Below are 21557 nucleotides of genomic sequence, written 5' to 3' on the forward strand. Positions count from 1 at the left end.
AAGAGGACCGTTCAGTCCAGTGTTTCGATCGACAAGCGGCGAAAGTGTGCCGCCTCGCCATGGTGCTGCAGCACGATATGGCCCTCGGCTGCCTGGGCGAAGCGTGGGAATCCGGCGAATTTGCTTTGGGCGATCCGCGCTCGCAGGGCCGGATCGTCGAGCTGATAGCTGACCACTCGCCGGCCGCGCAACCAGTGCTCGACGCTGCCATCGCGCACGATCAATGCCGCTTCGACGAACACGTCCGGTTCGATGTGCGTGGCCGGCTCTGGCGCCAGCAACCCGTACAGCGCGCCGTTTCGTGTGGTCGGCTCATGGCCGTCGGGGTGCCCGGCATCGTCGAGCAGCTGCATCTCCGGCCCGCTGTGCCAGCTGAATTCGACGTCTTCTTCCACGCGACAGAGCACGCCGGAGTTGCCGGCGACGGGCAGGGCAAACTCGAAACGGAAGACAAAATCCCGGTAGCGCTGCAGCGACACCAGATCGACTCGCGCGGCGCCAGCGATAGCCAAGACTTCGTCTCCGGCGCTTCGCCAGCTATCGGTGGGAAAGCCCTCGACTCGCCATCCACGCCATTGCGTGACGTCCAATTCGCGTTTCATCCCCTACCCGAACAATTGTTGCTTACGGCGCAGCCAGCGGTAGCCGTAGCCGTTCAGGTGTATTCGCAGCGGGTGCCCCTCGGGCTGTTCGTATTCGCTATCGGCCAGCACGTCGACCATGTCCTGCAGATCCTCGGCGGCGATCTCGACGTCGAGCGCTCGGTCCGCCAGGTTCACCAGCATCAGCACGGTTGAGTCATTGTCATGACGAATGGCGAACACCGATGGACAATTCGTCTCGACCGGGCGGTGCTGGCCACCGCCGATCTCGCGCAGGCCGATACGGGTGCGGATCATGTTGCCGGTTTTGGCCAGCAAGGAATCATCGCGCAGGGTTTGGGCGTAGACGTTTCTTTGCTGATAGCCGAACGTCCCCTCGTCGATCAGCGGCGCCGCAAGCTGCGGCGTGCCCACGCAGGAGAACCCTGCGTTGGGTTCGTTGGACCATTGCATCGGGGTGCGCACCGCCAGGCGCTCGGGCCGCGACAGGTCGTCGCCCATGCCGATTTCTTCGCCGTAACGGACAATCGGTGTGCCGGGCAGCGCGAACATCAATGCGTGAGCCATGGCGATGCGCCGCTCATGGCCTTCGAGCATGGGTGCCAGGCGTCGCCGTATGCCGCGGTTATACGCGCGCATATCGGGTTCGGGCGCGAAGGCTTGCATGACTTCCTCGCGTTCGTCATCGCTCAGCCGTTCCAGATCCAGTTCGTCGTGATTGCGTAGCCAGATAGCGTACTGGGCACGCTCGGGCGGGCCCGGTTGGCGTTCCAGTGCACGATGAAGGGGTTCCGCCTCGCTGCGTGCGAGCGCCAAAAAGAAGTGGTTGTTGGCCCAGAAGTTCAGCAAAAGCGTCAGCCGATCACCTTCGCCGAAATAGTCGCGGTATTGCTCGGGCTCTACATCGACCTCGCCCAGCAGCACGGCTTCGGGCCGGCGCAGCGTGACGAAGTCGCGCATGTGTTCGAGCAGCCAGTAGCCGTCGCTGTCGCCGCTGCCGGCCTGCTCTACCAGATGTGAAGCGGCGTCGACGCGAAAACCCGACACACCCAGACGCAGCCAGAACGCCATGATGCGTTCGATTTCCTTGAGCACTTTCGGGTTGCCCAGGTTCAGATCCGGCTCATGGCTGTAGAACAGGTGGCGGTAGTACTGTCCGGCTTCGTCGTCCCAGGTCCAGACGCTTTTTTCCACGGTGGGAAAGATCGGCTCGATGCTGTCATCCGGTTCGTCTGCCCAGAGGTAGAAGTCCCGGTAGGGCGATTGCCGGTCGCGCCGTGCTTCCTGAAACCAGCGATGATCGCTGGAGGTGTGCTGAACCACCAGCTCGATCATCACATGCAGACCCAGCTCCTCGGCCTTTTCCAGCATATACACGACATCGGCGAGGTCGCCGAAGCGTGGGTCGACCTGCAGGTGATCGCTGACATCGTAGCCGGCGTCGCGAAACGGCGACTGGTAGAACGGCATCAGCCAGATGGCCGTGGCGCCCAAGCCGCGGACATAGTCCAGGCGCTCGGTGACGCCGCGCAGATCGCCGCATCCGTCACCATTGATGTCGAGAAACAACGACGGGTCGATCTGATAGATCACCGCGTTTCGGTACCAGAGTGGTCGCATATCAGTGTTCCTTAGCGCAGAGGAGCAACGCCTGGCCTGCCGCCAGTTCGCCGGAATAGGGTTCGTCTTCGCCCTGAGCGTCGCTGGCGATTTCGATTCGCCAGTCGCCATTGATCGGGAAGGCGTGGGGCTCGTCGGCGAAGTTCAGGCAGATCACCCGTTGGTCATCGCCGAGTTGCCGACGGTAGGCCAGGACGTTGGGGTGCGACGGCAATTCTTCCCAGTCACCGTGAAGCAGTGCGGGGCTGCGTTTGCGCGCGGCGATCAATCGGCGATAGAGCTCAAGGGTCGATCCTGCTGCATGCAGTTGTCGTTCGGCGGCCAGTTCATCGCTTTCCGGCGGAAACGGAAGCCAGGGCGTATTGCCTTCCCAGCCGTGAGGCGGCGCTGCCAGCCAGGGGATCGGCGCGCGGCAGCCATCGCGGCCGCCGGGATCGATCTGTGTTTCCGGCGTGATCAAGGCATCTTCCAGGCCCAGCTCCTCGCCCTGGTAGATGAACGGCGTGCCGCGCAGCGTCAGCAGCAACACCGCGGCGGCTTGTGCGCTGCGCAGCGAGCCCTGATAGCGGCTGCGCTGGCGATGGTTATCGTGGTTGGACAACACCCAGGTCGGCCAGGCGTCGGCCGGTTTCAGCAGCGCTTCGACGTCGCGGATGCAGGTGCGGAACATCACCGGGTCCCAGGGCGCATCCAACGGCTGAAAGTTGAACGACATATGCAGCTCATCGCTGGCTCCGTAGTACTGCAACACCCGTTCGGTGGAGCGGATGTTCACCTCACCGACCAGCACGCGCTCGCCGGGATAGCTATCGACCAACCGCCGCAGGCCACGCAGCACCTCATGGCTGTAGGGCTGATCGTTGAAATCGGCCAGCGGTTGGCCGGACAGGCAGCGCGGATCGTCGGCGAAGCTCAGGTCTTTGCCGGTGCAATGGATGACATCGATGCGGAACCCGTCGACGCCGCGATCAAGCCAGAAGCGCAGCACGTCATGCATCGCCTCGACTACCTCCGGGTTGCGCCAATTGAGGTCCGGCTGTTCGGGCAAGAACAGATGCAGATAGTACTGTTGAGTAGGCTCGTCCCAGGTCCAGGCGCTGCCGGCATTTAAGGCGGCGCGCCAGTTATTGGGCTCATCACGCCAGATGTACCAATCGCGCTTGGGATTGTCCCGCGAGCGGCGCGACTCGACGAACCAGGGATGTTGATCAGAGGTGTGGTTGGGCACGAAGTCCAGCAGCAGGCGCATGCCACGGGCGTGCGCCTCGGCGATCAGCTGGTCGATGTCTGCCAGCGAGCCGAACAGCGGGTCGATGTCGCAGTAGTCGCTGATGTCGTAGCCGGCGTCGGCCATCGGCGAACGGAAGATCGGAGACAGCCACAGGGCGTCGACGCCCAGATGCTGCAGATGATCCAAGTGGCGCAGCACGCCGTTGAGGTCGCCAATGCCGTCGCCATTGCTGTCAGCGAAGGATCGCGGATAGATCTGATAGACGGTGGCGCCTTTCCACCACGGTGGCTGGGTTGACTCGCTCATGCTCGTGCCCCTTTTCCGGTGTGCGGCAGGCCCGGTGCAGCGGACCTGTCTGGTTACGACTGGCGAGCGGCGCCTGGGTTCGCCATTTCATTGATCCCTCACGGATACCGATGAACGCCAGCGCAGATACTCCACCTAAGCTAAAAGCCTCAATGACCCAGGAGAGCGCCATGTTGCGTATTGCCATCAATGGTTACGGCCGTATCGGCCGAGCCGTATTGCGAGCCCTGTTCGAGCGAAAGCTGGAGAACCAGATCCACATCGAGGCGATCAATGACCTCAGCAACAGGACGGCGATGGCTCATCTGACGCGGTTCGACACCACGTTCGGGCGTTTTCAAGAGCAGGTCGATCTTCACGATGACGTGATGCAGATTCGTGGTCAGTCGATTCGCCTGTTGCAGGAGCGCGATCCCAGCCAGCTGCCGTGGAAGCAGCTGGGGATTGATGTGGTACTGGAGTGTTCGGGTAAGTTCAAGCAGCGCGGAATGATCGAACAGCACCTGCAGGCGGGTGCCCAGCGGGTATTCGCCTCGCATCCACTGGATGGCGCTGACCTGACCGTGGTCTATGGCGTCAACCATCACCTGCTGGGCAGTCAGCGGGTGGTTTCCAATGCGTCCTGTACCACCAACTGTCTGGCGCCGCTGGCCAAGGTGTTGCACGAGGCGGTAGGCATTCGCCAAGGGCTGCTCAACACCGTCCATTCCTATACCAACGACCAGAATCTGCTGGATAAGGCGCACAAGGATCTCTACCGCGCCCGTGCCGCCGCGCAATCGATGATTCCCTCGACTACCGGTGCGGCCAAGGCCATCGGCCTGGTGCTGCCGGAGCTGGCCGGGCGCCTGGATGGCCTGTCGGTGCGGGTGCCGACGCCCAACGTCTCTCTGGTCGATCTGACTTTCACCGCCGAACGCCCACCGGCCAGTGTCGAGGCGATCAATCGGATATTGCTCGAAGGCTCACGGAACATGCCATTGGGCGTGATGGAGTGCAACGACCGGCCTTTGGTATCCAGCGATTTCAATGGCTATCCGGTTTCCTGCGTAGCCGATCTCAGCCACACCCGAGTGCAAGGCGACCTGATCAAGGTGCTGGCCTGGTATGACAACGAATGGGCGTTCTCCAATCGCATGCTCGACGTGCTGTTGGCCTGGGGCGACGGCACCGCGCTCGCCAGCTAGCAAGAGGTATCGACATGAGCGCAGCTGCCAGCGTCTGGACACAGAGCCTCGCCGCCTTTCGGAATGCCACCGCAGCCAACCAGCCTACGCCTGGCTGCGGTGCTGCGGCGGCGGTCACCGCTGATATCGGTCTGGCTCTGGTGCTCAAGGGGCTGCGAATCAGTGAGGATCACGAATCCGTCGCGGCGCGCCTGCGTCTGGTGCAATCGGCTGAAGCATTGCTGGGTAGGCCGGGCGCCTTTGCCGACGATGACATGCAGGCGTTCGGTGATTATCTGAGCGCTGCTCATGAGGGCCAGCCCGAGCAGCAGCAGGCGACGTCTCGTCAGGCCTGTGCCGTGCCGCTGGCGTTGGCGCACTGCTGCGTGCAAGCGCTCAGCCTCGCGGTCGCCGCCTGGCCGCAGGTGGTGCCGATGGTGCGCAGCGATGTGCAGGCTGGCGGTGTGCTTATTCATGCCGCGCTCAGCGCCGCGCTGATCAATGTCGATGCCGACCTGCCAATGGTCGAGGACGCATCCGAGCGCGATCAGGCGGGACAGGCGCGTCGACGGCTGCAGGAGCAGGCCGATGAGCTACTCGATCAAGTTCAACAGGCTGGCTTGGGCTCCGACTGAACCGGTCGCGGAGCGATTCGACGTCGCCGTGATTGATCGCGCCGCGTCTAAGCTCCGAGCAGGAACGATGATTTCTAATTCGAGAAAAAATGTCTCATTTTAGGTTGACGCCTGCCGCTTGCTCTTCCTACTCTGAACGCAGTAATGAGACATATGGTTCCAAAATAACAACGAGACCCTGAGGTCACCCTTTGCAATCGCTGCGTGCACACACGCTTCCCCGCCGGCGGATAAACCGTCTTGTCGGGCGCCTGGACCTCGCGGCCGCACCTGGAGAAACCCATGAGCCATCGCATCGTCCTGCCGCGCCTGATGGAAGTCGGCGCCGGCGCCAGCCAGCAAATCGTCTCCGTGCTGGATAACCTGGGCTGCAAGCGTCCATTGATCGTCACCGACCGGATGATGGTCGAGCTCGGCTATGTGGCGCGGATCAGCGAGATCCTGGCCAAGGCCGACATTCCCAATGACTGCTTCGCCGATACCCTGCCCGAACCCACCGCAGCGTCCATTCATGCAGGGGTGGAGATGGTCCGCCAGGGCAACTACGACTCGATCATCGCGCTCGGCGGCGGCAGCCCGATCGACTCGGCCAAGGCCATCGGCATCCTCGGCAAGTTCGGCGGCGAGATGCGCGACTACCGCTTCCCGCGCGATGTCAGCGAGGCCGGTCTGCCGCTGATCGCCATTCCCACCACAGCCGGCACCGGCTCCGAGGCGACCCGTTTCACCATCATCACCGACGAAACCAGCGACGAGAAAATGCTCTGCGCCGGCCTTGGCTTCATGCCGGTGGCCGCGCTGATCGACTACGAGCTGACCCTCTCGCTGCCGCCGCGGGTAACCGCCGATACCGGTATCGATGCGCTGACCCACGCCATCGAGGCCTACGTCAGCCGCAAGGCCAGCCTCTACAGCGATGCCCAGGCGCTGCAGGCCATGCGTCTGCTGGCGCCTAATTTGCGCGCGGCCTATCACGAGCCGGGCAACCGCGACGCACGTGAGGCGATGATGCTCGGCGCAACGCTCGCCGGTATCGCCTTTTCCAACGCCTCGGTAGCGCTGGTGCACGGGATGAGCCGGCCGATCGGTGCGTTCTTTCACGTGCCGCACGGCCTTTCCAATGCGATGTTGCTGCCAGCCATTACAGCCTTTTCGATCCCGGCGGCACCCGAGCGCTACGCCGATTGCGCCCGTGCCATGGGTGTGGCGGGCGAGGGCGACAGCGTGGATGTGGCCAATCAAAAGTTGCTGGCCGAACTGCGCGCGATCAATAAGGAATTGCAGGTGCCCGGACCCGAGCAGTTCGGCATCACCCGTGAGCGCTTCTTCGAGCTGCGCGAAACCATGGCGAAGCAGGCGCTGGCCTCTGGCTCGCCGGGCAACAACCGGCGCGTACCCAGCGAAGCGGAAATCATCGACCTCTACGAAATCGTCTGGAACCAGGAGTAACCCCATGCAGACCCTCGGCAACCTGATCAACAACGAGGCCGTCGCTGGCCGCTCCGAACGCCACGCGACAGTATTCAACCCGGCCACCGGCGAACCGCGCCTTTATGTCTCGCTGTCGTCGGCGGACGAAACCCGCGAGGCCATCGCTGCCGCCCAGGCCGCTTTCGAAGGTTGGTCGAAGACGCCGCCGCTGGTGCGCGCGCGGGTAATGTTCCGCTTCAAATCGCTGCTCGAAGCGCGGCGCGACGATGTCGCGCGGCTGATCTCGCTGGAGCACGGCAAGGTGTTCTCCGACGCCCAGGGTGAAGTGACTCGCGGTCTGGAAGTGGTGGAATTCGCCTGCGGCATCCCGCACCTGCTCAAGGGCGAGTTCTCGTCCAACGTCGGGCGCGACATCGATTCCAACTCGCTGATGCAGCCGCTGGGCGTGTGCGTCGGCATCACCCCGTTCAACTTCCCGGCCATGGTGCCGCTGTGGATGCTGCCGGTGGGCATTGCTTGCGGCAATACTTTCGTCCTCAAGCCGTCGGAGAAGGACCCGAGCGCGACCATGCTGCTCGGTGAGTTGCTGGCCGAAGCCGGACTGCCGGCAGGCGTGCTAAATATCGTCAACGGCGACAAGGAGGCGGTGGACGTACTGCTGACCGACGAGCGCGTGCAGTCGGTGAGTTTCGTCGGCTCGACGCCTATCGCCGAGTACATCTACAGCACCGCGTCGGCGCATGGGAAACGCTGCCAGGCGTTGGGCGGGGCGAAAAACCACATGGTGATCATGCCCGACGCCGATCCGCAGCAAGTGGTCAGTTCGCTGATGGGCGCCGCCTACGGCTCGGCGGGTGAGCGCTGCATGGCGATCTCGGTGGCGGTGTGCGTCGGCGATGTTGTCGCGGACAATCTGGTCGAGATGCTCAAGGGCGAGATTGCCGGGATGCGTACCGGGCCGGGTACGGGCGTCGAGCCCGAGCCGCATATGGGGCCGCTGGTCACTCGTGAGCATCAGCAGAAGGTGTCCGGCTATATCGACCTGGGCGTGGAAGAGGGCGCAACGCTGGTCTGCGACGGACGCGGGCTGAAGGTCGAGGGTTACGAGAATGGCTTCTACGTGGGCCCGACCCTGTTCGACCGGGTCACGCCGCAGATGCGCATCTATCAGGAAGAAATCTTCGGCCCGGTGCTCGTGGTGGTGCGCGTCGACTCGTTCGATGAGGCATTGAAACTGGTCAACGACCACGAGTACGGCAACGGCACCTCGATCTTCACCCGCGACGGTGATACGGCGCGGCAGTACGAGGAAAACGTCAAGGTCGGCATGGTCGGCGTCAACGTGCCGATTCCGGTGCCGATGGCGTTTCACTGTTTCGGCGGCTGGAAGCGCTCGATCTTCGGCCCGCTGAACATGCACGGCCCGGACGGCGTGCGCTTCTTCACCCGGATGAAGACCGTAACTCGGCGCTGGCCGACCGGCATTCGCGCTGGCGCGGACTTCTCGATGCCGACGATGAAGTAAGGCCGGGGATGTGCCGGGAGGCGTTTCGCTTTGGCATTGCGGGTGATTATCTGGTGGGCTTCAGCACTGTAGGGTGGGCTTCAGCCCACCGATTGGCAGCGGCAAAGCGTAACTGCTGACGAAGCGCGCTCGTTCTGATTCGCTGCCGATTCGAATGCTGTGCGCGCAGGCGGTGGGCTGAAGCCCACCCTACGGATGCGGCAGCTAAACGAACCCCTGTAGGGTGGCCCCGCCCTACAAGGACCAGCTCGGCTCTCGCGTTTCAATTAAACTTTGCCGCCGCTTGGGCGGTTGTTTCTTCACTTACCGCAACGGGCATCGCCATGCGCAGTACCCCCCGTGAAAAAGGCTCCTCCATTACCCGCGTGCTGGAAATCATCGAGGCGGTGGCTGGCGCGACGGAACCGCTGTCGCCCAGCGCCCTGGCGGAAAAGCTCGATATTCCCAAGGCCAGCGCTCATCGGCTGGTGCAGACACTGGAAAAGGAGGGCTTCCTGCAATTTGGCCTGCGTGGCGGTTTGCTGCCGGGTGATCGGCTGCACGCGACGGCAGTGAACATCCTCGGTAGTGGTCGGCACAAGGCGCTGCGTCAGGCGATCCTGCGACAGCTGTCCGACGAGATCGGCGAAACCTGCGGCCTGTCGGTTCCCGATGGCCTGGACATGCTTTATTTCGACCGGGTGCAGACCAACTGGCCGCTGCAGATCAACCTGCCCATCGGCAGCCACACACCGCTCTGGTGCACCGCCAGCGGCAAGCTCTATCTCGCATCGCTGCCGCCCGATCAGTTGGAAAGGATCTTGCCGCGACTGCCAATCCAGCGAGTGGCGCGCAACACCATCACCGACCTCAGTGCCTTGCGTGACGATCTCGCGCGGATTCGCGAAGAGGATCTGGCCACTGACTCGGAGGAATTCATCGACGGCATGGTCGCCTGCGCAGTCCCGGTGCGCGATGGCCGCGGCGAACTGACCGCCTGCCTGTTCACCCACGCCCCGGTGATTCGCTGTGCGATGGATCCGCTGCTGGCGTTCGTCCCCCGGTTGCGCGCGGCGGCGAAGGAGCTGGAGGCGATTGTCAGCGGTTGAAGCGGCGTAAGGAGCCTCACGTGTTGTCGGGTGGTTTTTGCCTAGGTGCGTTTGCCCACCCCTGGTTTCAGCCTTTTTGGCAATCCTTCGGGCTGCATCGCCGCGGGGGTGCGCGTCCCACAGGGAGAGTGGTGTGCAGAGGACGCTTTGGTGGGAGGCCCGACCTCGGGGCGATGCTTTTCGGGGCGTCAGGCGGTAATTCTGAAGCCGTTCGTGCTTCGCCCGCTGCCGGCTTTTTTAACGCTTGAGCATGGCCCGCATCGCGGCCAAGGCATCGTTGCCACGAGCGGCCTTCACTTCCACCGGCGCATCATCCTGGCCTTCCCATTCCAGGTCTTCCTGCGGCAGTTCGTCGAGGAAGCGGCTGGGCATGCATTCGATAATTTCGCCGTATTGCTTGCGCTTGGCGGCGAAGGTCATCGCGAGGTTCTGCCGGGCACGGGTAATGCCGACGTAGGCCAGGCGGCGCTCCTCCTCGATGGTGTCGGCTTCGATGCTGGAGCGGTGCGGGAGAATTTCCTCCTCCATGCCGAGGATGAACACATAGGGGAATTCAAGGCCCTTGGAGGCGTGCAGGGTCATCATCTGCACGCCTTCGGCGCCTTCTTCCTCTTCCTGCTGGCGTTCGAGCATGTCGCGCAGTACCAGCTTGGCGATGGCTTCCTCGATGGTCATGCCGCCTTCTTCGTCGCGCTCCAGGGTGTTTTTCAACGCGTCGATGAGGAACCAGACGTTACCCATGCGGAAGTCCGCGGCCTTGTCGCTGGAGGTTTGTGCGCGCACCCAGGTCTCGTAGTCGATGTCCATGACCATGCTGCGCAGGGCGGCGATCGGGTCGTTCTGCGCGCATTGCTGGCGCAGGTTGTCCATGTAGCGCTTGAAGCGCGACAGTCTATCGGTGAAGCGGCTGTCCAGATGTTCGCCCAGGCCAATCTCGTCGCAGGCGTTGTACATCGAGATCTTGCGTTCGGTGGCGTAGTTGCCGAGCTTTTCCAGTGTGGTGGAGCCGATCTCGCGACGCGGCACGTTGATCACGCGCAGAAAGGCATTGTCGTCGTCCGGATTGACCAGCAGACGGAAGTAGCTCATCAAGTCCTTTACTTCCTGACGACCGAAGAAGCTGGTGCCGCCGGACAGGCGATAGGGAATCTGGTGATGCTGCAGTTTCAGCTCGATCAGCTTGGCCTGGTAGTTGCCTCGATAGAGGATGGCGAAGTCGCTGTACGGCCGTTCGGTCTTCAAGTGCAAGGTGAGGATTTCCATCGCCACGCGCTCGGCTTCGGCTTCCTCGTTGCGGCAACGGATCACACGGATCGCGTCGCCGTGGCCCATCTCGCTCCACAACTGTTTTTCGAATGCGTGCGGGTTGTTGGCGATCAGCACGTTGGCGCATTTGAGGATGCGGCTGGTGGAGCGGTAGTTCTGCTCCAGCATCACCACTTTCAGCGAGGGGAAATCATCCTTGAGCTGCATCAGGTTTTCCGGTCGCGCGCCACGCCAGGCGTAGATCGACTGGTCGTCATCACCCACCACGGTGAAGTGCGCGCGCTCCTGCACTAGCAATTTCACCAGCAGATATTGGCTGGCGTTGGTGTCCTGGTACTCGTCCACCAACATGTAGCGGACCTTGTTGCGCCACTTTTCCAGTACGTCGGGGTTGTCCTGAAAGAGCTTCACCGGCTGCATGATGAGGTCGTCGAAGTCGACCGCGTTGTACGCCTTCAGCGTGCGTTGGTAGTGGATGTAGACGATCGCCGCGGTCTGTTCTTTCGGATTGCGAGCCTCGCTCAGCGCTTGTTCGGGCGTGATCAGGTCGTTCTTCCAGCTACCGATGTAATTCTTGATCCCGTCGACGCCGTCATCACCGGCATATTCCTTCTGCATGATGTCGGTCAGCAACGCCTTGATATCGCCCTCATCGAAGATCGAGAAGCCCGGCTTGTAGCCCAGCCGGGCGTATTCCTTGCGAATGATGTTCAGACCGAGATTGTGGAATGTCGACACCGTAAGTCCGCGCCCTTCGCCGCCGCGCAGCAGGCTGCCGACGCGCTCCTTCATCTCGCGCGCGGCCTTGTTGGTGAAGGTCACGGCGACGATGTATTGCGCGCGGATGCCGCATTGCTGGATCAGGTAAGCGATCTTGCGGGTGATCACGCTGGTCTTGCCGGAGCCGGCGCCGGCGAGCACCAGCATGGGACCGCCGACGTAGTTCACGGCTTCCTGCTGCCGGGGATTGAGTCGGGACATTCTCGTTTGGTCTGTAGAAGCGGGGGCGAGAGTTTAGCAGGGCTGGGACGACGGGATAGCTGCGTCGGGACCACATGGGTGCCGGTCGTCGCAAGTGGGGGTTTGCTAGCGGCCGGAATCCTCTAGTCTATGGGCGCGGCGTCCGCTCAGGCTGCTCAGCCTCCCGCCCCGCTTCACACATGGAGGTGTAATTGTCGAGGTGGTCATCCACCTGCAGCTCCGCACGAACCGGGGATACACATGTCCGTACAACCTATGCGTCTGGTTCTGCTGGCCGACGAGCCCGAATGGGGGGAAGGTCTGCGTGCCGCCCTGGACGCGTTGCGCAGCCCTCATCGGCTGATCGTGGCCGAGAACTGGCCCGCCGTTACGGAGTATCTGGCCGAAGGCGGGCATAGCCTGTTGTTCACGACGCCAAGTCGCCGTCCCGCATCCGCTCGCTTCCCCTGGCCGACGGTGTTACTGCTCGAGGAAGAGCCTGATGAGATGCCGGAAGGCGTGATCGACTGGCTCACCGGCCCGCAGCTCAATCCCGATATGTTGCATCGCTCCCTGCGCTATGCCCGCGAGCGTTGCAATCTGCAGGGCGCGCTGCAACGCCTGGCGGTACAGGATTCGCTGACCGGGATCGCCAATCGTCAGGGCTTTCAGGCATTGCTCGCGGCACGTTTGGCCGAGCACGAGGGCGAAGGGCTGGTGCTCGGCCTTCTCGATCTGGACAATTTCCGCCGAGTCAACGACACGCTTGGCCATCAGGCCGGGGATCGCCTCATTCTGCAGGTGGTGGCGCGCTTGAAGGCGCAGTTGGAGGTGGGTGATCTGGTTGCCCGGCTGGGGGGCGACGAGTTCTCGCTGCTGCTCGATACCGCCCGCCAACCCGGACGCGCCGAACGGGTGGCCGACCGTGTGGTGGAGGCGCTGGCCGAGCCTTACTGGCTCGATGGCGAAAGCCTGATACTTGGCTGCAGTCTCGGACTGGCGCATGCCAAGGCCGACGCTGACGCCGATCAGCTGCTGTGGCTGGCGCAGATTGCCATGCGTCATGCGAAGGCCAAACAGGGCTGCACCTGGTATCGCTACAACGAACGGATCAACCGCAGCGCCAGCAACCTGGCGGATCTGGAGGGCGAGCTGCGCCGGGCGCTACGCCGCGACGATTTGGAACTGCATTATCAACCGCGTCTGTGCATGGAGACCGGACGAATCGTCGGCATGGAAGCCCTGGTGCGCTGGCCGCATGCCGAGCGCGGTCTGCTGGCACCGAACGAGTTCATTCCCATGGCCGAGGAGAGCGGGCTGATCGTACCGCTGGGTTACTGGGTCATCTCACGGGCGCTGCGTGACATGCAGAGTCTGCGCGAGAGCGGCGCCGGCGAGCTGCACATGGCGGTCAATCTATCGTTTCGACAGTTTCAGGACAGCCAACTGCTGGCTACCCTGCAGCGGCTGATCAAAGAGCGCGGGGTGGATCCGCACTGGCTGGAGTTCGAGCTCACCGAGACGGCGGTGATGCGCCGCAGCGACCAGGTGCGCGGCACCATGAACGCACTGGCGGAGCTGGGTGTACGCTTTTCGCTGGACGATTTCGGTACGGGTTTCTCCTCCTTCGTGCACCTGAGTCGGCTGCCCATCAGTCTGCTCAAGATCGACAAGAGCTTCGTCGAGCAGCTGGCGCGGCGCCCACAAAACAGCCGGCTGGTCCGTGCCATGATCAGCCTGGCGCACAATTTGGGTCTGGAAGTGGTCGCCGAAGGGGTGGAGGTGGCCGCCCAGCTCGGGCAACTAAGGCGCTTCGGCGCCGATCAGGTGCAGGGCTATCTGATCAGCAAACCTCTGCCACTGGCGGAGTTGAGCGTTTTTCTGAAAACCGAAGGTAACGCGAGCAAAGCGGCTGGACGCTAGTGTCCGGAATCTGACTTCCGATTCAGGGCTGGAAAGCTGGATGGAAAGCCTGGGTTGCCCCGTCATGCTTTTCGTCCAGCCTCCAGCCTCCAGCCTCCAGCCTCCTGTTAACGCACGATGTGCAGAAAGTGCATGTGCTTCTCGTACTGGTCGAGGATGTCGCCGATCACGCCGTCGCGGCTCCAGCCCATTACGTCATAGTTCTGCCCGCCTTCCTTGAGGTGCACCTCGGCGCGGTAGTAGTTGCGCTCGTCCGTATCGCCCTCGTCGGCGGCGACGAAGCTCGGCATCGGATAGCCGCGTGGACGGATCTGATAGATGAAGTCGGGCGCGCCTTCATGGGTGATCTGCAGCCCGGTCAGGTTGTCCTCGCCGGTCATCAGCTCCACGCCGTAACCCTGCTGGCGCAATTCTTCGGCGACAGCGGCGCAGGCGGGCGTCGCAATCGCAGCGAGGAAGCTCTCCACGTCGCGACGCCGCGGGTATTTGGTCAGGTTCTGCACCCGGCGACGCCAGCCGCCTTCCTGCGGGGCCGTGGGCGTGGTGCTGAGCGCCTGGTAGCGCAAGCCCTGTTTGGTGGCGTCGAAACGCAACGCCTTGAGCAGCCCCCACATGGCGCACAGCAACACCACAGTAAAGGGCAGTGCACTGGCGATAGTGGCGGTCTGTAGCGCAGTCAGCCCATCGGCCAGCAGCAACGCAATCGCCACGATGCCCATCGACCCGGCCCAGAAGATGCGTTGCCAAATCGGTGTGCTCTCCTGACCGCCGGAGGCGAGCATGTCCACCACCAGCGCGCCGGAATCCGCCGAGGTAACGAAGAACACCACCACCATGATGATCGCGATCAGCGAGATGAACGAGGAGAATGGGAAATGCTCGAGGAAAGCGAACAGGGCCAGCGAGCTGTCCTTATCGATGGCCTCGCCGAGGCTTGTGACATGTTCCCAAAGGATCAAATGAATGGCGGTATCGCCGAACACCGTCATCCACAACAGGGTGAAGGCGGTCGGCACCAGCAGCACGCCAGTGACGAACTCGCGGATCGTCCGGCCGCGTGAGATACGCGCGATGAACAACCCGACGAAGGGCGACCAGGCCAGCCACCAACCCCAATAGAACAAGGTCCAGCCACCGATCCAGTCGTTCGGCTCGTAGGCATAGAGATTGAAAGTCGCGGTGACGATCTGCGAGAAGTAGTTACCGGTGTTCTGCACGAACGTCTGCAGGATGAACACCGTCGGGCCGGCGATCAGCACCATTAACATCAGCAGAACGGCGAGGCTGAGATTCAGCTCGGACAACCGCCGTACGCCCTTGTCCAGTCCGGTAACCACCGAAATGGTCGCCAGCAACGTAGTGGCGGCGATCAAACCGATCTGCACGGGTACGGAAATGGGCAGGCCATACAGATGGTTGAGGCCGGTATTGATCTGGGTGACACCCAGACCCAGCGAGGTGGCGACGCCCAGCACCGTGCCGATGATGGCGAAGATATCTACGGCGTGACCAATGGGGCCGTAGATGCGCTCACCGATTAGCGGATAGAGCGCCGAACGCAGCGTCAGCGGCAGACCGTGGCGGTAGCTGAAGTAGGCGAGGATCATCGCGACGATCGCGTAGATGGCCCAGGCATGCAGCCCCCAATGGAAGAAGGTGATTTTCATCGCCTCCCGCGCGGCTTCCACCGTGCCGCCTTCCCCCACCGGGGGTGAAAGAAAATGCATCACCGGTTCGGCAACACCGAAGAACATCAGCCCGATGCCCATGCCAGCGGAAAACAGCATGGCGAACCAGGTCAGGCTGCTGTAGTCGGGCTCACTGTGATCGGGACCAAGTTTGATGTCGCCGTAGCGACTGAGGGCGAGCAGCACGACCATCAGCAGGATGACGGCGACCGCAAGGATATAAAGCCAGCTGAGATTGGCAATGATCCAGGCCTGGAGATCGCCGAACAGCGTTTGCGCATGTTCGGAAAACGCGACGCTGTAGATTACCAGCGCGAGGATCAGTACGGCAGAGCCGTAGAAAACCGGAGGGTTGATGGTGGAAGAAGACTTGTTTGCCTCCATGCTGCGCTCCTTTGGTACCGTTTTGGGGAGTGGGCCGCCTGTGGCGAAAGAGGATGCAATCTAACATAACGGTCTACTTCTGACCGGGCGAACCAGACTGTGTGAAAACTACTGCGCTCGGTTATGCCGCGTTAAAAACAGGCTCGGAATGCGAGCCCAGTCCGCTTCCTCGCCTGTTTTTGTGGGGACGCCTAGTTCTTGCCTCACCTTCGCTCGCTACGTTTTCACACGGTCTGGAAGGGTCGCCTCCACGAGTTCTTACATGATGTGACAGCGCAATATGGCGTGTTGCGGCAAAGTATTTGCCAAGCCGTGTCCCGCTATGAACCCGCACTGTATGTCGCGAAAGGCTGCCTTTGGGCAGCCTTTCGCCGGTCAGGATGCCTGGCTACCCGGTCGGTATTGCAGCGCTTCAGCCAAATGTGGGCGGCCGATAAGCGCGGCCTGCTGCAAGTCCGCCAGCGTTCGCGCCACTTTGAGTATTCGGTGGGCCGCGCGCAGCGACAGGCCGAGACGCTCACAGGCACGTTCCAGCCATTGCTGGTCTTCGGGTTGCAGTTGGCAATGGCTACGCAACCCAGTCAGATCGAGAAAGGCGTTGGCGCAACCTTGGCGCGCCAGCTGGATGCGACGTGCGTCGGCTACCTGCTCGGCAACCACGCGGCTGTTTTCGCCGATTGTGGGTGGCGCGTTGAGCGCAGTGGCTTCCCGGGCCACGGTGAGGTGCAGATCAATGCGGTCGAGCAGTGGCCCGGACAGCTTGCCGCGGTAGCGCTGAATCTGGTCCGGCGAACAGCGGCAGCGACCGCTGGGGTCGCCCAGGTAGCCGCAAGGGCACGGATTCATAGCCGCCACCAGCTGAAAACGGGCCGGGAAGCGCACCTTGTCCCGCGCCCGGGCGATGACAATACAGCCTGATTCCAGGGGCTCGCGGAGCACCTCAAGCACCTTGCGATCGAACTCCGGCAGCTCGTCAAGGAACAGCACGCCTTGGTGCGCGAGGGTGATTTCCCCCGGCCGCGGCCGACTGCCGCCACCGACCAACGCCGGACCGGATGCACTGTGATGGGGCTGACGAAACGGGCGCTGCGGCCAATGTTCGAGCGGCGACTGGCTAGCCACCGATTGGATCGCCGCGACCTCCAGTGCCTCCTGCTCCTCCAGCGGAGGCAGCAGACCGGGGAGACGACTGGCGAGAAGAGTCTTTCCGGTGCCTGGGGGGCCGGAAAAAAGCAGGTTGTGCGCGCCCGCCGCAGCGACCAGTAGACCGCGCTTGGCGGCAGCCTGGCCCTGCACATCGGCCAGGTCGGGATAGGGCAGGACCTGACGTAGCAATCCCTGAGCCTGGAATGGCGCAATCGGCGCCAAACCGTTGAAGTGCGCGGCGACTTCCAGCAGGTGATCCGCGGCGTACACCACCAGACCGGACGCCAGGCTCGCTTCCTCGGCATTGGCTCGTGGCACCAGCAGGGCGCGTCCGGCCTGGCGTGCGGCCAGTGCTGCGGGCAGCACACCTTGAACCGGGCGCAGCGCACCGGAAAGCGCCAGCTCGCCGAGGCATTCGAGTGTGTCGAGACGGTCCGCCGGAATCTGCCCGCTGGCGGCGAGAACGCCCAGAGCGATGGCCAGGTCGAAGCGGCCGCCATCCTTAGGCAGATCGGCAGGCGCGAGGTTGAGCGTGATTCGGCGAGCGGGGAAATCAAAACCGGAGGTCTGGATCGCGCTGCGCACGCGGTCCTTACTCTCCTTGACCGCGGTTTCTGGCAAACCGACCAATGCCAGTGAAGGCAAGCCGTTGGCTAGATGCGCTTCGACGGTGACGGTGGGCGCTTCGACGCCCACCTGGGCGCGGCTGTGAACTATGGCAAGGGACATCCGATCACTCCTTTGATCGTGTCGCCACCGGTTTTATTCGGAGGCGGGTGGCGCGAGTTTTTCTTCCAGCTCGGCGACCTTGGCTTCGAGTGCTTCGAGTCGCGCTCGGGTGCGGGCGAGAACGACCATCTGACTGTCGAACTCGTCGCGGCTGACTACGTCCAGCTTGCTCAGCGCGCCCTGCACGATGCCTTTGAACTGCGCTTCGATTTCCGGGCGGGGTAGAGGCGTTTCGCCGTTGAACAGACGCGAGGCTTGGGAGCCGATGGCATCGAGAAAAGCTTTGGGTGGGAACATGGGTATCACCTGTTTCTGAGCGGCGGGCAGTGTAACACGGCCGGTCTGGGGTCGATTTTCGCCTGTGTGCACGTTTGTGGGCATGCTGCCGCACGGTCGTGCCCGGTATTGGTGCGCGGCTTCGCTGATCTGGTGTCGGGTGCACTGCGCGTGCACGACGCGGAGCGCGCCAGATCGCACCTCTCGCAAAACTGGCATTGATTCTGCTTGGCTGGCCATGACAGATGCACCGAAGCGTTGCGGTGCGCAGGCGATTCGGGACGTTTCGTCGTATCGGTTGATGGTGTCGGATGGTCGCTCGGCAATGCCGGCGCGTTACAAGAGCCAGACACTGAGCTTAGACTTGAACCGGGTTCGTATTTCTGGGGCAAGTCCATCTAAACGGGAGAAGTTTCATGAAACTAGTCACTGCCATCATCAAGCCGTTCAAGCTGGACGACGTACGCGAGTCGCTGTCCGAGATCGGCGTTCAGGGCATCACGGTCACCGAGGTCAAGGGTTTCGGGCGCCAGAAGGGCCATACCGAGCTATACCGCGGCGCTGAATATGTGGTCGATTTTCTGCCAAAAGTGAAGATCGACGTGGCGATTGCCGACGATCAGCTCGATCGCGTGATCGAGGCCATTACCAAGGCGGCCAACACCGGCAAGATCGGCGATGGCAAGATTTTCGTCGTCAATCTGGAGCAGGCCATCCGCATCCGAACCGGCGAAACCGACACCGACGCGATCTGATCGGCCTCGTCACGTAGCGAACGGTTGGCCGGGCGGAGACGCCCGAGACCAGGCGCAATCGGCGAGCGAGCCGAGCCCGCCTTACCGCCGCGACGCGCGAAGCCACAATAGTTTGCGATTGCCTGCCTCGGCAGGCTTACGAACCCCCACGCCCCAGGAGTAAAACCATGACTCTGCGAAAATTCGCAGGGCTAGGAGCCCTTTTGTCTCTGATAAGCCCCGGCATCGCCATGGCACAGGAGGCAACGCTTGATTCCGGTGATACGGCATGGATGCTCACAGCCACTGCGCTGGTGCTGTTCATGACCATTCCCGGACTGGCGCTGTTCTACGGCGGCATGGTCCGCTCGAAGAATATCCTTTCGGTGATGATGCAATGTTTCGCCATCACCGGCCTGATGAGCATTCTCTGGATGGTCTACGGCTATAGCCTGGCCTTCGACACCACGGGCATGGAAGCGGGCGTCACCAATCTCAACTCCTTCGTCGGCGGTCTCGGCCGCGCTTTCCTGAGCGGCCTGACACCCGACAGCCTCACCGGCACCGTCCCGGAAAGCGTGTTCATCACGTTCCAGATGACCTTTGCCATCATCACGCCGGCGCTGATCGTCGGGGCTTTTGCCGAACGCATGAAGTTCTCTGCGATGCTGGTGTTCATGGGCGTCTGGTTCACCCTGGTCTATGCGCCGATCGCACATATGGTCTGGAGCGGCGATGGTGGTCTGATGTGGGACTGGGGCGTGCTCGACTTCGCTGGCGGTACCGTCGTGCACATCAATGCCGGTATCGCTGGTCTGGTGGCTTGCCTCGTACTTGGCAAGCGCAAAGGCTTCCCTACCACGCCAATGGCGCCGCATAACCTGGGTCTGACATTGGTCGGCGCGGCAATGCTCTGGATCGGCTGGTTCGGCTTCAATGCCGGGTCGTCCCTCGCCGCCAATGGCACCGCCGGCATGGCCATGCTGGTTACGCAGATTGCCACTGCCGCTGCGGCCCTGGCTTGGATGTTCGCCGAGTGGATAACCCACGGCAAACCGAGTGCGCTGGGCATCGCCTCAGGCGTGGTGGCCGGTCTGGTCGCCATCACTCCGGCTGCAGGCACCGTCGGCCCGATGGGTGCGTTGGTCATCGGCCTGGCCTCGGGTGCTATCTGCTTCTTCTGCGCCACCAGCCTAAAACGCAAGCTCGGTTACGACGATTCGCTGGACGCCTTTGGCGTGCATGGTATCGGCGGCATCGTTGGTGCGTTGCTCACCGGTGCATTCGCAGCGCCCGCGCTGGGCGGCTTCGGTGAGGTGGACAACATCGCTTTGCAACTATGGATCCAGTTCAAAGGCGTGCTCTTCACGGTGGTGTACACCGCCGTCGTCACCTTCGTGACTCTGAAAGTCATCGACGTGGTGATGGGGCTGCGGGTCAGCGAAGAAGAAGAAACCGTCGGCCTCGATCTCAGCCTGCACAACGAGCGCGGCTACAACCTGTAAGCACACGGAGTGCGCCCGGAGCCAACCCGGGCGCCTTAACCGAACAGCGTCGCGAGGCGCTCGGCAAAAGGTGATAACAATGGATAGCACAGCACTGATACCCGTCCAGTACGGTCTCGACACCTTCTACTTCCTCATTTGCGGCGCGCTAGTGATGTGGATGGCGGCCGGTTTCTCCATGCTCGAAGCCGGTCTGGTTCGCGCAAAGAACACCGCCGAAATCCTCACCAAGAACATCGTGCTCTATGCGGTGGCTTCGATCATGTACCTGTTGATCGGCTACTACATCATGTACTCCAGCCCGGATGGCGGCATCCTGCCGAGCCTGGGATTCCTGATCGGTGACGAGAACGCAGTCGACATAGTCGCCGCCGGCGGTGAGGACGCGCCTTACTACTCGACGCGTGCGGACTTCTTCTTCCAGGTGGTTTTCGCGGCGACCTGTATGTCGGTGGTCTCCGGCGCGGTAGCCGAGCGCATGAAGCTATGGGCCTTCATCGCTTTCGCGGTGGTGATGACCGGCGTGATCTATCCAGTGCAGGGCTTCTGGAAGTGGGGCGGCGGTTTTCTCGACGCAGCAGGCTTCCTCGATTTCGCCGGCTCCGGTCTGGTGCACATGGCGGGCGCCTCGGCTGCCCTGGCTGGTGTGCTGCTGCTCGGTCCGCGTAAGGGCAAGTACGGCCCTAACGGGCAGATCAACGCCATTCCCGGAGCGAACTTGCCGATCGCGACCCTCGGTGCGTTCATCCTGTGGATGGGCTGGTTCGGCTTCAACGGTGGCTCGCAGCTGAAAATGAGCACCATCGAGGACGCCAATGCCGTGGCTCAAGTGTTCACCAACACCAACATGGCTGCTGCCGGCGGCTTGGTCGCGGCACTGATCACCGCGCGCCTGCTGTTCGGAAAGTCCGATCTGACTATGATCCTCAACGGCGCGCTGGCTGGCCTGGTGGCCATTACGGCCGAGCCGCTGACACCGAGCGCCCTGCAATCCGTGCTGATCGGTGGTGTGGGTGGCGTGCTGGTGGTGTTCAGCATCCTCGGCCTGGACAAACTGAAGCTCGATGACCCGGTCGGTGCTATTTCGGTGCACGGTGTGGTCGGCATGTGGGGCCTGCTGGCGGTGCCACTGACCAATGCCGATGCGACCTTCGGCGCCCAGCTGCTGGGTCTGGTGTCGATCTTCGCCTGGGTGTTCATTGCCAGTCTGATCGTCTGGAGCATCATCAAGGCGATCATGGGGCTGCGGGTCAGCGAAGAAGAGGAATACGAGGGCGTCGACGTCGTCGAGTGCGGCCTCGAAGCCTACCCGGAATTCACTAGCAAGCGTTGATTCGCAACG

General features: G+C 62.5%; 15 protein-coding genes and 1 pseudogene. 9 read left to right on the top strand and 7 right to left on the bottom strand.

Going from position 1 to position 21557, the window contains the following annotated elements:
• Positions 1 to 11: 11 nt before the first annotated feature.
• Genes AC2LD7_RS00520 through AC2LD7_RS00530 form a run of 3 tightly spaced genes read right to left on the bottom strand, consistent with a single transcriptional unit; the run spans position 12 to position 3759 of the window.
• Complete coding sequence (locus AC2LD7_RS00520; RefSeq protein WP_484595903.1) at positions 12 to 602, bottom strand: 3-keto-disaccharide hydrolase; 591 nt, start codon at positions 600 to 602, stop codon at positions 12 to 14.
• A 3-nt stretch (positions 603 to 605) separates the two neighbouring features.
• Positions 606 to 2222, bottom strand: coding sequence for an alpha-amylase family protein (locus tag AC2LD7_RS00525; protein WP_484595904.1), 1617 nt, complete (start codon positions 2220 to 2222; stop codon positions 606 to 608).
• A gap of 1 nt (position 2223) precedes the next feature.
• Positions 2224 to 3759: an alpha-amylase family glycosyl hydrolase gene (locus tag AC2LD7_RS00530; RefSeq protein ID WP_484595905.1), complete on the bottom strand. Its 1536-nt coding sequence runs from the start codon at positions 3757 to 3759 to the stop codon at positions 2224 to 2226.
• Between the two features lie 170 nt (positions 3760 to 3929).
• Here AC2LD7_RS00530 and gap point away from each other — a divergent pair, with 170 nt between their 5' ends.
• From gap to AC2LD7_RS00555, 5 genes are all read left to right on the top strand, one after another.
• Positions 3930 to 4946 (top strand): type I glyceraldehyde-3-phosphate dehydrogenase, encoded by a 1017-nt coding sequence (gene gap, locus AC2LD7_RS00535; protein WP_484595906.1) that lies wholly within the window; start codon positions 3930 to 3932, stop codon positions 4944 to 4946.
• A 14-nt stretch (positions 4947 to 4960) separates the two neighbouring features.
• On the top strand, positions 4961 to 5560 hold the full coding sequence (locus AC2LD7_RS00540; protein WP_484595907.1) for a cyclodeaminase/cyclohydrolase family protein: 600 nt from the start codon (positions 4961 to 4963) through the stop codon (positions 5558 to 5560).
• A gap of 282 nt (positions 5561 to 5842) precedes the next feature.
• Positions 5843 to 7009: an iron-containing alcohol dehydrogenase gene (locus AC2LD7_RS00545; protein ID WP_484595908.1), complete on the top strand. Its 1167-nt coding sequence runs from the start codon at positions 5843 to 5845 to the stop codon at positions 7007 to 7009.
• Positions 7010 to 7013: 4 nt separating this feature from the next.
• On the top strand, positions 7014 to 8516 hold the full coding sequence (locus AC2LD7_RS00550) for a CoA-acylating methylmalonate-semialdehyde dehydrogenase (protein WP_484595909.1): 1503 nt from the start codon (positions 7014 to 7016) through the stop codon (positions 8514 to 8516).
• A 323-nt stretch (positions 8517 to 8839) separates the two neighbouring features.
• Positions 8840 to 9604: an IclR family transcriptional regulator gene (locus AC2LD7_RS00555; protein ID WP_484595910.1), complete on the top strand. Its 765-nt coding sequence runs from the start codon at positions 8840 to 8842 to the stop codon at positions 9602 to 9604.
• Between the two features lie 237 nt (positions 9605 to 9841).
• On the opposite strand, the gene rep is transcribed toward AC2LD7_RS00555, so the two are convergent.
• Positions 9842 to 11851 carry a DNA helicase Rep gene (gene rep / locus AC2LD7_RS00560; RefSeq protein ID WP_484595911.1) on the bottom strand — a complete coding sequence of 670 codons (2010 nt, stop codon included), beginning with the start codon at positions 11849 to 11851 and terminating at the stop codon, positions 9842 to 9844.
• A 255-nt stretch (positions 11852 to 12106) separates the two neighbouring features.
• On the opposite strand from rep, the gene AC2LD7_RS00565 reads away from it, so the two are divergent.
• Positions 12107 to 13753, top strand: coding sequence for a putative bifunctional diguanylate cyclase/phosphodiesterase (locus tag AC2LD7_RS00565; protein WP_484596041.1), 1647 nt, complete (start codon positions 12107 to 12109; stop codon positions 13751 to 13753).
• Between the two features lie 107 nt (positions 13754 to 13860).
• Here the strand turns inward: AC2LD7_RS00565 and AC2LD7_RS00570 are convergent, their stop codons facing one another.
• The 3 genes and pseudogenes from AC2LD7_RS00570 to AC2LD7_RS00580 form a co-directional block, all read right to left on the bottom strand.
• Positions 13861 to 15825, bottom strand: a complete 1965-nt coding sequence (locus AC2LD7_RS00570) for a BCCT family transporter (protein WP_484595912.1) — start codon at positions 15823 to 15825, stop codon at positions 13861 to 13863.
• A 375-nt stretch (positions 15826 to 16200) separates the two neighbouring features.
• Positions 16201 to 17715: pseudogene (locus AC2LD7_RS00575) on the bottom strand (YifB family Mg chelatase-like AAA ATPase); the annotation flags it as partial.
• Between the two features lie 18 nt (positions 17716 to 17733).
• Positions 17734 to 17997 carry an accessory factor UbiK family protein gene (locus AC2LD7_RS00580; RefSeq protein ID WP_484595913.1) on the bottom strand — a complete coding sequence of 88 codons (264 nt, stop codon included), beginning with the start codon at positions 17995 to 17997 and terminating at the stop codon, positions 17734 to 17736.
• Between the two features lie 395 nt (positions 17998 to 18392).
• Between AC2LD7_RS00580 and glnK the strand changes: the two genes are divergently transcribed.
• The 3 genes from glnK (at position 18393) to AC2LD7_RS00595 (ending at position 21548) form a co-directional block, all read left to right on the top strand.
• A complete protein-coding gene (gene glnK / locus AC2LD7_RS00585; RefSeq protein WP_003096476.1) occupies positions 18393 to 18731 on the top strand; it encodes a P-II family nitrogen regulator in 339 nt (112 codons plus the stop codon).
• Positions 18732 to 18898: 167 nt separating this feature from the next.
• Entirely contained in the window at positions 18899 to 20215 is a 1317-nt protein-coding gene (locus AC2LD7_RS00590) for an ammonium transporter (protein WP_484595914.1), read from the top strand.
• Between the two features lie 79 nt (positions 20216 to 20294).
• The gene (locus AC2LD7_RS00595; RefSeq protein ID WP_484595915.1) at positions 20295 to 21548 is read left to right on the top strand and encodes an ammonium transporter; all 1254 of its coding nucleotides are present in this window, start codon (positions 20295 to 20297) and stop codon (positions 21546 to 21548) included.
• Positions 21549 to 21557 lie beyond the last annotated feature (9 nt).

Source organism: Stutzerimonas sp., from assembly GCF_982611455.1.